This is a genomic window from Actinorectispora metalli (assembly GCF_056323685.1).
This window is the reverse complement of sequence record NZ_JBREYE010000001.1, coordinates 3,982,269-3,994,782: the sequence shown is the minus strand read 5'-3', so window position 1 is coordinate 3,994,782 and position 12,514 is coordinate 3,982,269. Positions and strand designations below refer to the sequence as shown.

At 70.6% G+C, this 12,514-nt stretch carries 11 protein-coding genes and 1 pseudogene; 8 read left to right on the top strand and 4 right to left on the bottom strand.

The window, feature by feature from the left end:
* The first annotated feature begins 14 nt into the window (after nucleotides 1-14).
* Genes ACU6XJ_RS18805 through ACU6XJ_RS18795 form a run of 3 tightly spaced genes read left to right on the top strand, consistent with a single transcriptional unit; the run spans nucleotide 15 to nucleotide 2,992 of the window.
* Nucleotides 15-1,268, top strand: a complete 1,254-nt coding sequence (locus ACU6XJ_RS18805) for an MFS transporter (RefSeq protein ID WP_476313110.1) — start codon at nucleotides 15-17, stop codon at nucleotides 1,266-1,268.
* A 19-nt stretch (nucleotides 1,269-1,287) separates the two neighbouring features.
* Nucleotides 1,288-2,109, top strand: coding sequence for a DUF8017 domain-containing protein (locus tag ACU6XJ_RS18800; protein WP_476313107.1), 822 nt, complete (start codon nucleotides 1,288-1,290; stop codon nucleotides 2,107-2,109).
* A gap of 43 nt (nucleotides 2,110-2,152) precedes the next feature.
* On the top strand, nucleotides 2,153-2,992 hold the full coding sequence (locus ACU6XJ_RS18795) for a DUF8017 domain-containing protein (RefSeq protein WP_476313104.1): 840 nt from the start codon (nucleotides 2,153-2,155) through the stop codon (nucleotides 2,990-2,992).
* A gap of 9 nt (nucleotides 2,993-3,001) precedes the next feature.
* Here ACU6XJ_RS18795 and ACU6XJ_RS18790 read toward each other — a convergent pair whose 3' ends face one another.
* The 3 genes from ACU6XJ_RS18790 to ACU6XJ_RS18780 all read right to left on the bottom strand — a co-directional run bounded on the left by ACU6XJ_RS18790 (nucleotide 3,002) and on the right by ACU6XJ_RS18780 (nucleotide 6,082).
* Nucleotides 3,002-4,093: an amidohydrolase family protein gene (locus ACU6XJ_RS18790; RefSeq protein ID WP_476313102.1), complete on the bottom strand. Its 1,092-nt coding sequence runs from the start codon at nucleotides 4,091-4,093 to the stop codon at nucleotides 3,002-3,004.
* Nucleotides 4,093-5,454, bottom strand: a complete 1,362-nt coding sequence (locus tag ACU6XJ_RS18785; protein ID WP_476313099.1) for a type I glutamate--ammonia ligase — start codon at nucleotides 5,452-5,454, stop codon at nucleotides 4,093-4,095. The genes ACU6XJ_RS18790 and ACU6XJ_RS18785 overlap by 1 nt, the downstream gene beginning before the upstream one ends.
* 121 nt (nucleotides 5,455-5,575) lie before the next feature.
* Nucleotides 5,576-6,082, bottom strand: coding sequence for a hemerythrin domain-containing protein (locus ACU6XJ_RS18780; protein ID WP_476313097.1), 507 nt, complete (start codon nucleotides 6,080-6,082; stop codon nucleotides 5,576-5,578).
* Between the two features lie 123 nt (nucleotides 6,083-6,205).
* On the opposite strand from ACU6XJ_RS18780, the gene ACU6XJ_RS18775 reads away from it, so the two are divergent.
* From ACU6XJ_RS18775 to ACU6XJ_RS18760, 4 genes and pseudogenes are all read left to right on the top strand, one after another.
* On the top strand, nucleotides 6,206-6,895 hold the full coding sequence (locus ACU6XJ_RS18775) for an HAD family hydrolase (RefSeq protein ID WP_476313095.1): 690 nt from the start codon (nucleotides 6,206-6,208) through the stop codon (nucleotides 6,893-6,895).
* A 114-nt stretch (nucleotides 6,896-7,009) separates the two neighbouring features.
* Nucleotides 7,010-7,447 carry a YciI family protein gene (locus ACU6XJ_RS18770; protein ID WP_476313093.1) on the top strand — a complete coding sequence of 146 codons (438 nt, stop codon included), beginning with the start codon at nucleotides 7,010-7,012 and terminating at the stop codon, nucleotides 7,445-7,447.
* A gap of 54 nt (nucleotides 7,448-7,501) precedes the next feature.
* On the top strand, nucleotides 7,502-8,728 hold the full coding sequence (locus tag ACU6XJ_RS18765; protein ID WP_476313091.1) for an RNA polymerase sigma factor: 1,227 nt from the start codon (nucleotides 7,502-7,504) through the stop codon (nucleotides 8,726-8,728).
* A 267-nt stretch (nucleotides 8,729-8,995) separates the two neighbouring features.
* Nucleotides 8,996-10,004 (top strand): annotated as a pseudogene (locus ACU6XJ_RS18760) (TerC/Alx family metal homeostasis membrane protein).
* A 195-nt stretch (nucleotides 10,005-10,199) separates the two neighbouring features.
* Here the strand turns inward: ACU6XJ_RS18760 and ACU6XJ_RS18755 are convergent.
* A complete protein-coding gene (locus ACU6XJ_RS18755; RefSeq protein WP_476313089.1) occupies nucleotides 10,200-11,948 on the bottom strand; it encodes a proline--tRNA ligase in 1,749 nt (582 codons plus the stop codon).
* Between the two features lie 178 nt (nucleotides 11,949-12,126).
* On the opposite strand from ACU6XJ_RS18755, the gene ACU6XJ_RS18750 reads away from it, so the two are divergent.
* Nucleotides 12,127-12,513, top strand: coding sequence for a VOC family protein (locus tag ACU6XJ_RS18750; protein ID WP_476313087.1), 387 nt, complete (start codon nucleotides 12,127-12,129; stop codon nucleotides 12,511-12,513).
* The last annotated feature ends 1 nt before the right edge of the window (nucleotide 12,514 follow it).

The window sequence follows — 12,514 nt, the reverse complement described above, 5'->3', positions numbered from 1 at the left end:
CTTAGGATGCCGCCATGACTGGGGATCGGAGCAGGCTGGGGCGGGTTGTCGGCGCGGGTGTGGTGGGGACCGCGGTCGAGTTCTACGACTTCTTCCTCTACGGCGCGGCGGCGGCACTGGTGTTCGGGAAGGTGTTCTTCCCCAACGCGGAGGGGCTGCTGGGCGTGCTGGCCGCGCTGGCGACCTACGCCGTGGGGTTCGCCGCCCGGCCACTGGGCGGGCTGGTGTTCGGGCACTACGGCGACCGGGTTGGGCGCAAGAAGCTGCTGGTGGTCAGCCTGCTGATGATGGGCGGCGCCTCCGTCCTGATCGGGCTGCTGCCCGGCTACGACCAGATCGGGGTGGCCGCGCCGATCCTGCTGGTGCTGCTGCGGATCGTGCAGGGCTTCGCGCTCGGCGGCGAGTTCGGCGGGGCCGTCCTGCTGGTGGCCGAGCACGGCCCGGCGGAGCGCCGGGGGTTCTGGACGTCCTGGCCGCAGACCGGTGGGCCGATCGGTAACCTGCTGGCGACCGGTGCGCTGGCCCTGATGGCGGCCACCACGACGAGCGCCCAGTACCTGGAGTGGGGCTGGCGGGTGCCGTTCCTGGCCTCGATCGTGCTGGTGGCGGTCGGGCTCTGGGTGCGGCTGCGGGTCGCCGAATCGCCGCTGTTCACCGAGGTGTCCGACCGGCGGCGGGCGCCGCTGCTGGACGCGCTGCGGCAGCCGAGGGCGCTGTTCAGCGTGTTCGCCGCCCGGGTCGGGGAGAACGCCACCTTCTACGTCTTCACCATCTTCCTGCTGGTGTACGCGAGCACCGTCGGCCTGAGCCGCTCCGACGCCGCGCAGGCGGTGGCGATCGCCTCTGTGCTACAGGTCGGCGGCATGCTCGCGGGCGGCGCGCTGTCGGACCGGCTGGGCCGCCGACCGATCGCCATCGCCGCCGCGCTCGGCTGCGCCGCATGGGCATGGGCGTTCTTCCCGCTGGTCGCCGACGGGCAGCAGCTGGTGGCGCTGGCGGTGGGCCTGAGCCTGCACGGTGTGCTGACCGGGGCGCAGGCGGCGTTCTACGCGGAGCTGTTCGACACCAGCGTGCGGTACTCGGGGGTATCGCTGGGCTACCAGGCGGCGACGGTGCTCGCGGGCGCGGCGGCGCCGCTGGTCGGTACCGAGCTGCTGCGGCGGACGGGGTCGGTGACCATCCTGACCGCGCTGCTCGGCGGGTGCCTGCTGCTGACGGTGATCGGCATGGCGAGCGCCCCGGAGACACGCCGCAGCGCGCTGAGGTGAAACCGGTACGGTTTGTGCCGTGACGGGGCAGGCTGGTGACGAACAGGGCAGGCGACCGGGTGCCTTCGGGCCGCAGGGCGGCGAGGACCAGTCGCAGTACAGCTCCTACTCGGGGCTGGGCGTGTACGAGGCGCCGCAGCAGTTCCAGCCGTCCGCACCGCCGCCGTCCCCACCGGGGAAGAAGCGCATGCTGGCGCTGTGGCTCAGCGGGTTCGGCCTGCTGCTGATCATCGCGATCGTGGTGACCGCGGTGCTGATGAGCAGGCCGGGCGCCGAACCGCAGACGGTGGCCCCGCCGCCCGCGAGCGGTCCCACCGCGAAGCCTGGTTTCCGGATGGTGCTCAACGAGCAGGCCGGGCTGCACTACCAGGTGCCCGAGAACTGGCGCGAGGAACCGCAGCAGACGCTGACGGCCGACACGCTGCCGGGCATCGCGCTGCGCGGTGTCGCCGCCCGCAGCCCCTATGCGTGCGAGGGCCGGGAGTACCTGCGCGGCTGGGTGGGCAGCATCCGCATCGCCAAGCTCAACGACCCGGCGCGGGCCGCCGCGGATTTCTCCGCCGCGTTCGCCCAACGCGCCTACGGCGTCCCCGGCAGCACGGCCGCGCCGCGGAAGGTCACCGTCGGCGGGCGCCCGGCCGCGCGGGTCGACACGGTCGCGACCACCGCGGGCGGGCCCTGCGCGGCGACCGAGGGCAAGGTCATCGCGCTGGCCTTCGAGGTGGTCGACGGCTACCAGCTTGTGGTGGTCAACGGCGACACCTTGGGCGGCCCCGCCGAGCCGTCCCCGGCGGGCGAGGCCGAACTGGAGTCCATCGTGGACAGCGTCGGCAAGATCTAGGATTCGCCACACCCGCGTCCAGGGCGTCGGCTACGGTGACCGCGTGACGTGGCAGGGCAGCGACAACACCCCACCCTCGACCCCCTACGGCGGGCTCGGCATCTACGGCGACAAGGAGCCGGAGAAGCCCCGCACCGTCAAGGGCGGCCTGATCGTGATCGCCGCCGCCGTGGTGGCGCTGGTGGTGTTCGGGATCTTCGCGTGGGTCACGCTCGGCGGCGACCGCGAGCCGACCGACACCACCGCCGCGGCACCCACCACGACCACCACCACGCGGCAGGCCAGGACCACGACCGCACCCACCCCGCCGCCGACCACCGCGCCGGTGGTCCCGGGCTGGCAGGGCGTCGCCGTCGCCAAGCGGGGCATGGCCTACGACGTGCCGCCCGGTTGGCAGGTCGACTCCGCAGGCACGATCCGCGGCTTCGAGAGCGCCGAGGGCAAGCCGCTGGTCGGCATGGGCGGCACGGCCACGTGGAAAGAGGACTTCTGCGAGCGGCCCGGCAAGCGGCCGACCGGACAGCGGGCGATGACCGGCATCGGCGGCGCCAAGGAGACCGACCTGGCCAAGGCCGCCCGCGACCTGGCGGAGGCGTGGGCGGTGTCGGGCTACCTGACCACACGTGACGAGCGGCCGAGCGTGAAGGTCGCCGAGCCGACGCCGTTCGCCGCCAACGGCATCCAGGGCATGCAGAGCAGCGCCACCGTCACGCCGGTGCTGGAGGACCGCTGCTCGCCGGATACCGCCGTCGTGCACACCGTCGCGGTGGCGGGCAGCACCGGCACCGTGGTGTTGGTGGTGCTGGCCGATCAGAACGTGCCGGACGCGGTCGCCGCCGAGCAGCTCAAGCAGATCGTCGGCAGTCTCCGACCGCTCAAGTGAGCGCCGGGCTCAGCTGATCGGGTAGAGGCGGCGGGCGTTCTCGGCGAGGATGCCGTTCTCGATGCGGTCCACATCGGACCAGCCGAGCAGGCCCTGCTCGCGCCAGTTGCCGAGCAGGTGGTGCAGGCCGCGCCGCCACAGCCGGGCGCCGAGGTAGTGCAGTTCGGGCAGGCCGTAGCCGTCGGAGGAGAAGCACACCGAGGCGAACGGCGCCAGTTCCAGCAGTTCCGCCAGCACCGCGTCGGCGCGACCGCCGACGTGTGGGATCGCCAGCCCGACGTCGACGTAGACGTGCGGGTACACCTGCGCCAGGTAGCCCGCGTTGCGGTGGAACGGCCAGCAGTGCAGCAGCATCAGCCGGGCGCCGGTGTCCACGGTGGCGGCGGCGAAGTCCTGTAGCAGCAGCGGATCGCAACGGTGCAGCCGCAGGTCGGGGTCGCCGAAGCCGGTGTGCAGTTGCAGCGGCAGCCGGTACTCCGCGGACAGCCGCGCGCCGAGGTGCAGCAGCCAGCACAGCAGCACCGGGTCGGCGAGCCTGCCGCCGTGGCGCCGCCAGCCGTCCACGGCCGAGGACACCTCGGCGTCCGACGGCGGATCGGGCGGCACCTCCAGCCCCCACCGGTAGCCGATGATGCTTTTCATGCCGACCGCGGTGTACAGCCTGCCGCGCAGTTCCTCCTCCACCGTCTCGGTGAGCGCCCCCGCGGGCACATCGGCCGCGGCGACCTCCTCGGCGACGGCCTCCAGCCGCAGCACCTCCTTGACCTGCCCGCCGCCCAGTTCGGCGAACTCGGCGGGCGGGGTGAGCGCCGCGGCGTCGTAGCCGGTGTCCACCAGCCAGGTTTCGACGCCGCTGGACTGCAACAGCCGCGAGGTGGTCTCCCGCCAGCCCAGCTCGGCACGCCGCGCCAGGTAGTGCTCGGGTTCGCTGCCCTGGTCGAGGTCGAGCACCGGGGCGCACCAGCGGCGCACGGCCAAGCCCAGCATGGAGTCGAACCGGGTGGTGCCCTCCCGCCGCCGCGGCGACTCCGCGAGCAGTTCCTCGAAGCGGGGCCGCTCCAGGTCCTCGCGGACCACGCCGTGGCAGTGGTGGTCGATCATCAGAACAGCCAGCGGGTCAGTGCGGCGAGCCGCCCGGGGGTGCTGTCGGCGTGACGGCGGGCCTCGCCGCGCCGCACCGTGAGCACCGCGTCGTGCAGCTCCTCACCCATAGCCGCCTGCAGCACCCGCGAGCCGGCGAAGGCGTCCGCCGCTTCCTCCGGGGAGGTGGGCAGCCGGGTCACGCCCGCCTCCGCCCGCTGCTCCTCGGTCCAGGTCGCGGGGTCACCGCGGATCTCCGCGGGCAGCGACAGGCCTTCGGCGATGCCCGCCAGGCCCGCCGCGATCACCGCGCCCACCACCAGGTACGGGTTGGCGGTCGCGTCGAAGCATTTGACCTCGGCGTTGGCGGCGCGCTGCTCGGTGCCCGAGTTGCCGGTGATGAACCGCAGCGCCGCCTCCCGCGTCTCGTGGCCCCAGCACCGCCAGACGCCCGCCCAGCGGGAGGGCACGGCGCGCAGGAAGCTGGCGGGATTGCCCGCGCCGACCGCCACCAGCGCGGGCAGTTCCCGCAGCACACCGGCCAGGAAGCAGCGGCCCGCCTCCCGCATGCCGTGCGGGCCGTCGCCGCCCGCGAAGAGGTTGCCGTCGCCGTCGTGCACGGACAGGTGCAGGTGGGCGCCGGAGCCCGCGCCGTCGGGGTTGACGCTGGGCGCGAAGCTGGCCTGCCAGCCGTAGTCGGCGGTGGCCTGCTTGATCGTGTGCCGCACCAGCACCGCGTCGTCGGCCGCGGTGAGCGGGTCCTGTTCGGCGACGGACAGCTCCACCTGGCCGGGCGCGTACTCGGGGTGGAACTGCAGCACCGTCAGACCCTGCTCGGTGAGCGTGTCGACCAGCATCCTGGCGTAGTCGGACAGCTGCCCCAGCCGCGCCAGACCATAGGCGGGTCCGGTGATGGCGGCGTCGAAGACGTCGGGCTCGTCGGTGAAGCGGCCGAGCACCCACTCGTGCTCGAACGCCATCCGCAGGGTCAGTCCGCGTGCGGCGGCCGCGTCGACCTGCGCCTTGGCGAAGGTGCGCTGGCAGGCGGGGAACGGCTCGCCGTCCTGGGTGTACTTGTCGCCCGGCGCCCACGCCCAGCCGCGTTGGCAGGCCAGCGGCACCAGCCTGGACAGGTCGGGGCGCAGCCGCAGGTCGCCGTCGGGGCCGCCGAGGAAGCGGCCGATGTCCATGGCGTCGTCGAAGCCGAAGGTCTCGAAGCACGGCGAGACGCCCACCCCGTACTCGGCGACCTCGCCGAGCCGGTTCAGCGGGACGGCCTTGACCCGGGTGATCCCGGCGTTGTCGACGAAGGTCAGCGCGATGAGTGCCACATCGCGTTCGGCCAGTCCGGCTGCCACCCGGTCGGAGTCCTGCTCGCGCACGCGGTGATCCCTTTCGCCGGTCCTGCTCGCAGTCCTACTCCTGCCGGGAGCCAAGGCGTTAACCAGTGCACTCGAACGGACGAAGCGGGCGTCGCGCCGCCCGCCCCGTCCGCCCGCGAGGTCAGCCCCTGCGTCTGGCGGCGAACTCGGCCGGGCTGGGCTGCTTGACGGCCTGCGACGGCACGCCGTGCTCGGCGAGTTCGGCGTTCTTGCGCTCCTGGAACGCCTCGCCCAGTTTGATCAGCTCCTGGGCGTCCACGGCCTCCTGGAGAGCGGGCAGCACGTTCTCCTCTTCCTCCCGGATGTGGTGGCGCACCGCGTCGATCAGCTTGCCCAGCACCTGGTCGAACTGCTTGGACTCCGGTTCGCAGCGCTCAAGCTGGTGCAGCAGCCGCTCGGCCTCCTCGTGCTCCTCCTTGGAGTGCTTGACCTGCTCCCGCTCGTCCGGCGCGGCCTTGGCCACCGCCGGGTAGACGTGGTCCTCCTCCGCCCTGGAGTGCGCGACGAGCAGCGAACCCATGCTCGCCAGCAGCTGCCTGCGGCCTCTCTTGTTGCTGCGCAGCCTGTCGAACAGGTTCTCCAACTCGCGGTGGTCGGCGGTGATCAGCGTGACGGCGTCGGTGGACACGTGTACTCCCTGGTCAAATGTGGGGATGGCCGCATTCGTGCCTACCGCGTGGTGACCGATTCCACATCCCGAGCGAGGCGCGGGTGGCTCGGAATTCCCCTGACCGAGGGGCAGGATGGGCGGGTGACGAGGCGCCTGGTGTTGTGGGACATCGACCAGACCCTGCTGCATACCCTGCGGGTGGGTGCCGAGTGGTACGCCGCCGCGCTGGAGGAGGTCCTGGGCGCCAAGCTGCTGCGCACGCCCCCGATGGCGGGCCGCACCGAACGCGCGATCAGCCTCGAACTGCTGCACACCCACGGCGTGCCGGAGCCGGAACGGCACCTGCCCGCCCTGTGGGCCGCGCTCGCCGGGGTCGCCGTCCGCCGGCGGGCCGAGGTGTCCGAGCGGGGCCACGCGCTGCCCGGGGCGCACGCCGTGCTCACCGCGCTGGCCGCGTTACCCGGCGTGGTGCAGAGCGTGGTCACCGGCAACCTGCGCGAATTGGCCGAGGTCAAGCTGGGGGCGCTGGACCTGGACACCCACATCGACTACGAGATCGGCGGCTACGGCTCCGAGTCGGTGGACCGCGCCGACCTGGTCGCCGCCGCGATGCGCCGCGCCGCCGACAAGCACGGCTCGTTCGAGCCCGCCTCGGTGGTCGTCATCGGCGACACCGAGCACGACGTGGCCGGGGCCCTGGCCTGCGGAGCCACCGCGATCGGGGTGGCCACCGGGCGGTGCAGCCGCGAGGAACTGTTGGCCGCGGGCGCGCACGCCGCGTTCGACGACCTGTCCGACAGCACCGCGGTCGACGTCATCGCGGGCCGCTGACCAGTGTGAACAGAAATCTCAGAAAAGTTTCGGCTGCCGTGTCGAAGTAGCCGACTCCCGTTCGACGCGTAGGTAGAGGCTAAGTTGCGCGAGAACGGAAGAAGGAGACATCCGATGCGTTTCATGGTGATCGTCAAGGCGACCCCGGCGTCCGAGTCGGGCGAGATGCCCTCCGAGCGGATCCTCACCGAGATGGGCAAGTTCAACGAGGAACTGGTGAAGGCCGGTGTCCTGCTGGCGGGCGAAGGCCTGCACCCCAGTTCCAAGGGCGCCCGCCTGGTGTTCAACGACGACGGGTCGCGGACCGTGGTGGACGGGCCGTTCACCGAGACCAAGGAGCTCATCGCGGGCTTCTGGCTGATCCAGGTCAAGTCGCTGGAGGAGGCCGTGGAGTGGATGAAGCGGGTTCCGCACCCCGACCCGAACACGGGCGAGACCAACATCGAGATCCGCCAGGTCTTCGAGGCGGAGGACTTCGGCGAGGAGCTGACGCCGGGCCTCAGGGAGCAGGAGACCCGGCTGCGTGAGCAGATCGAGGCCAACCAGCGGTAGCGCGCGTGGCCGGGCGCTTGCCCAGCCCCGCCGCGGCTGCTCTGATGTGTCGCTGTGACGGATGTGCGGCGCGCGATCGACGCGGTATGGCGGATCGAGTCGGCGCGGGTGATCGCGGGCCTGGCGCGCCTGGTGCGCGATGTGGGCCTCGCGGAGGAACTCGCGCAAGACGCGCTGGTCGCCGCGCTGGAGCAGTGGCCGGAGTCGGGCGTCCCGGACAACCCGGGCGCCTGGCTCATGGCCACCGCCAAACACCGCGCCATCGACTCGCTGCGCCGCCGCGAGCGGCTCGAGCGCAAGATCGTCGAAATCGGCCGTGACCTGCGAGAAGAGGAATCGGCGCCGGATTTCGAGCACATCGAGGACGACCTGCTGCGGCTGGTGTTCACCGCCTGCCACCCGGTGCTGTCCACCGAGTCACGGGTAGCGCTGACCCTGCGGCTGCTGGGCGGCCTGACCACCCGCGAGATCGCCCGCGCGTTCCTGGTGCCCGAACCCACCGTGGGGCAGCGCATCAGCCGCGCCAAGCGGACCCTCGCCGAGGCCGACGTCCCCTTCGAGGTGCCCGCGCCCGACGAACTGGCGGGCAGGCTGGCCTCGGTGCTGGAGGTCATCTACCTGATCTTCAACGAGGGCTACTCCGCCACCGCCGGTGAGGACTGGATCCGTCCGGCGCTGTGCGAGGACGCGTTGCGGCTGGGCCGGGTGCTGGCCGAGTTGATGCCCAAGGAGCCCGAGGTGCACGGCTTGGTGGCGCTGCTGGAGATCCAGGCGTCGCGGCTGCGGGCCCGGACCGGCCCGTCCGGTGAGCCGATCCTGCTGCTCGACCAGGACCGCGCCCGCTGGGACCGGCTGCTCATCCGCCGCGGACTGGCCGCCCTGGACCGGGCGCAGGAGGTCGGCGGGCTGGGCCCGTACGGCCTGCAGGCCGCCATCGCCGCCTGCCACGCCCGCGCCACGGTCGCCGAGGACACCGACTGGGAGCGGATCGTCACGCTGTACCAGGTGCTGGCGAGGCTGGTCCCGTCCCCGGTGGTCGAACTCAACCGCGCGGTCGCGGTCAGCATGGCGGGCGCTCCGGAGGAGGCACTGGAGATCGTGGACGGCATCGCCGACCGGCTCCCCGGCTACCACCTGCTCCCCAGCGTCCGCGGCGACCTGCTGTCGCGGCTGGGTCGCCACGACGAGGCCCGCGCCGAGTTCGAACGCGCCGCCTCGATGACCCGCAACGACCGCGAACGCGCCATCTTGCTGGCCCGCGCCGATGGCCGCGGCGCCTGAGCCACTCAGGCCGATGAGCGGACTGCGCTGAGCGAGCAGTGCGTAACCGGATCGTCCCCGGATCGGGATGTCTCCGCCGCCCAAGCGGCCGTAACTGTGTTGAGCCGTTTGCGAACGCGCGGGATTGTGTCGACACTGGATGGTTACCGAGGGGAGTACTTCCCTAGGGTCTTTTCCGGTCAGGACGGACATCCCGACGATGTCCTCGGGAGACCGCCCACAGCGGGTGAAGGAGACCTCGAACGATGATGTTCGACGAGACCCGTCTTGTCTGCCGAATCAGCCGTACTCGCCGCCGGACCGGACTCCATCGGCTCGCCGTGGTTGTGGGCTATCAGCGTCGCCGTCCTGGCGGGCCTGCTGATGGCGAATTTTTTTGGTGACACGCAGGCCGCACGAGGTGTTCACGCGTGAGGCCGTCGGATGGTCGGCCTTCTACCTGGCGTTGCCGCTGGTGTTCGGCCTCTGGCTGTGGTGGGCCTTCGGCGACGGCCAGGCGATGGAGTTCATCACCGGATTCGTCGTGGAGAAGTCGCTGTCGGTGGACAACCTGTTCGTGTTCATGCTGCTGCTCTCGGGTTTCGCCGTGCCCGTGGCGATACAACAACGGGTGCTGCTGTTCGGCATTGTCGGGGCTCTAGTACTGCGTGGTGTCTTCATCGCGATAGGCGCCGCAATGCTGCGGGCAGGTACGTGGGCGTTCCTGGTTTTCGGCGTGATCCTGCTCGTCTCAGCCCTCAAGATCCTGCGTGACGCGATCACCGGCGCGGCCTTCGACCGAGACGTTTCCCAGCTGCGGTCCGTCCGGCTGTTGCGAAAGTTGCTGCCGGTCACCGACGAATACGAGGGCACCAAGTTCACGGTTCGTCATGCCGGGCGCCGAGCGCTCACGCCGCTGGCTGTCGTCGTGGTCGCGATCTTCGCCACCGATGTGGTGTTCGCCGTCGACTCGGTGCCCGCTGTCTACGGCATCACCGAGGACCCCTACCTCGTGTTCGCCACCAACGCCTTCGCGCTGCTCGGTCTCCGTGCGCTGTACTTCGTCCTGCACACGGCGATGGGCAAGCTGGTGCACCTCAACCACGGACTCGCCATCATCCTGGCATTCATCGGCGCGAAACTCGTGCTGCACTGGGCCCACGAAATCTGGCCCATGGTGCCGGAGGTGCCCACACCCGCTTCCCTGGTGGTCATCGTGCTCATTCTGGGGATCATCACGTTTACCAGCTTCCGGGCTCGTCAACACGCCAAAGAGCCCGTCAGATCGGGACAGTAGCCATGTTGATCGCTCTCATCATCGAGTTCCTGGCCACCGTGCTGGTCGTCGTGGCTTTGGTGATCAGTTGCGGGGTGTTGCTGTCGGCTCGTCCGCCGCGGGGACCTCGCACCTGACGCTCGGCTGGGCGTGGCGTGTCCGCTGGACGCCTTGATCAACAGTCACCCCAGGACGATGACGAGATGAGTCTGCTGGTCAGCCGCGGATGAGGTCGACCAGGTGGGCGACGGCCTTGTCGACGGGCACCTCGGAGCGCTCGCCGGTGAGGCGGTCCTTGATCTCGACGTTGCCGTCGGCGAGGCCGCGGCCGACCACCAGGATGGTGGGCACCCCGATCAACTCGGCGTCCTTGAACTTCACGCCCGGCGAGGCGTTGCGGTCGTCCAGGATGACCTGCAGGCCTGCCTCGTCCAACTCGGCGGCCAGCTTCTCGCCTGCCTCGCGCTGGGCGGGGTCCTTGCCCGCGATGACCACCTGCACGTCGGCGGGCGCCACCGCACGCGGCCACACCAGGCCGTACTGGTCGTGCTGCTGCTCGGCGATCACCGCGACCAGCCGAGACACCCCGATGCCGTAGGAGCCCATGGTGATCCGGATCGGCTTGTTCTTCTCGTCCAGCGCGTCGAGCGAGAACGCGTCCGCGTACTTGCGGCCAAGCTGGAAGATGTGGCCGATCTCGATGCCGCGAGCGGCGACCAGCGTGCCCGCGCCGTCGGGCGAGGCGTCGCCCTCGCGGACCTCGGCGGCCTCCACGGTGCCGTCCGGGGTGAAGTCCCGGCCGCACACCAGGTCGACCACGTGGTGGTCCACCTTGTCCGCGCCCGTCACCCAGGCGGTGCCGGTGACCACCCTCGGGTCCACGAGGAACCGGACCCCGTTGGCCTGCAACGCCTTCGGACCGAGATAACCCTTGGTCATCCAGGGATTGGCCGCGAAGTCCGGGGCCTCCAGGATCGCGACCTCGGCGGGCTCCAGCGACGCCTCCAGCCGCTTGAAGTCCACCTCGCGGTCGCCGGGCACGCCGATGCCCAGCAGCGTCCAGTCCTTCTCACCGGGCGCGCGCACCTTGACCATCAGGGTCTTCAACGTGTCCGCCCCGGTGAACGTGCGCCCGAGGCCCGCGGTGTTGAGGAAGTCGACCAGCGTCTCGATGGTCGGGGTGTTCGGCGTGTGATGCACGACCGCCGCGGGCAGGTCCTCGACCGACCGCGCGGGCGGCGCGGGCGTGACGACCGCCTCCACGTTGGCCGCGTAGCCGGACTCCGTGCTCCGCACGAAGGTGTCCTCACCGGTCGGCGCGACCGCCAGGAACTCCTCCGACGCCGAGCCGCCCATCGCGCCCGAGGTGGCCTTGACGATCACGTACTCGACGCCGAGGCGCTCGAAGATCCGAATGTAGGTCTCGCGGTGCTGCTGGTAGGAGCGTTCCAGGCCCGCGTCGTCCAGGTCGAAGGAGTATGAGTCCTTCATCAGGAACTCGCGCCCACGCAGAATGCCCGCGCGGGGCCGCGCCTCGTCCCGGTACTTGGTCTGGATCTGGTACAGCGTGACCGGATAGTCCTTGTACGAGTTGTACTCGCCCTTCACGGTGAGCGCGAACAACTCCTCGTGCGTGGGCCCGAGCAGGTAGTCGCCGCCCTTGCGGTCCTTGAGCCGGAACAGACTGTCGCCGTACTCGGTCCAGCGGTTGGTGGCCTCGTAGGGTTCGCGGGGCAGCAGCGCGGGGAACTGGATCTCCTGGGCGCCCATGGCGTCCATCTCTTCGCGCACGATCCGCTCGATGTTGCGCAGCACCCGCAGACCCAGCGGCAGCCAGGAGTAACCACCCGGGGATACGCGGCGGACGTAGCCCGCGCGCACCAGCAGCTTGTGGCTGGGCACCTCGGCGTCCGCCGGGTCCTCACGCAGCGTGCGAAGGAACAACGACGACATCCTGGTGATCACGGTGATTACTCCTCGTTGCCGGTCCGGCACCTGGCCGCACAACTCACAGGTCGGCAGCGTAGTGAACGCCCCACCAGATCTTCCAACGGGTTGTTGACAGCGCAGCCGGATTAGGCCGAACGGCCCGTTTCAGCCCCCCTGTTCCGGCCAATCCCTCACCATGTCCAGCCGTTTGGGAATGATCGTCATGGATTGCCGGAACCCGAAGGACCTCGCCGTGTTCTGGTCGGCCGCCTTGGGGACGACCGTGGGACACGAGTACGACGATTTCGTCCTGCTCAAGCCGATCCCCGGCATCCCGCCCATCGGCCTACAGCGCGTGTCGGAGCCGAAGACCACCAAGAACAGAACGCACATCGACTTATCCACCGAAAGCCTGCCGCTGGAGGTGGAGCGCCTGACCAGCATCGGCGCGAAAGCCGTCGGCGAGTTCATCGTCGGCAGCTTCACCTGGATGGTGATGTGCGATCCGGAAGGCAACGAGTTCTGCGTGGCGGAGGGCCCAGGCGACATGATCCGCGCCCCGGGGGACCTGTCCGAAACAGCGGATGTCGCCGCCCTCTAAC

Bases quoted from the DNA above. Each gene is read 5' to 3' on its own strand.
- ACU6XJ_RS18790 (WP_476313102.1), bottom strand. From the start codon at position 4,093: ATGATCGACCACCACTGCCACGGCGTGGTCCGCGAGGACCTGGAGCGG.
- ACU6XJ_RS18805 (WP_476313110.1), top strand. From the start codon at position 15: ATGACTGGGGATCGGAGCAGGCTGGGGCGGGTTGTCGGCGCGGGTGTG.
- ACU6XJ_RS18770 (WP_476313093.1), top strand. From the start codon at position 7,010: ATGCGTTTCATGGTGATCGTCAAGGCGACCCCGGCGTCCGAGTCGGGC.
- ACU6XJ_RS18750 (WP_476313087.1), top strand. From the start codon at position 12,127: ATGATCGTCATGGATTGCCGGAACCCGAAGGACCTCGCCGTGTTCTGG.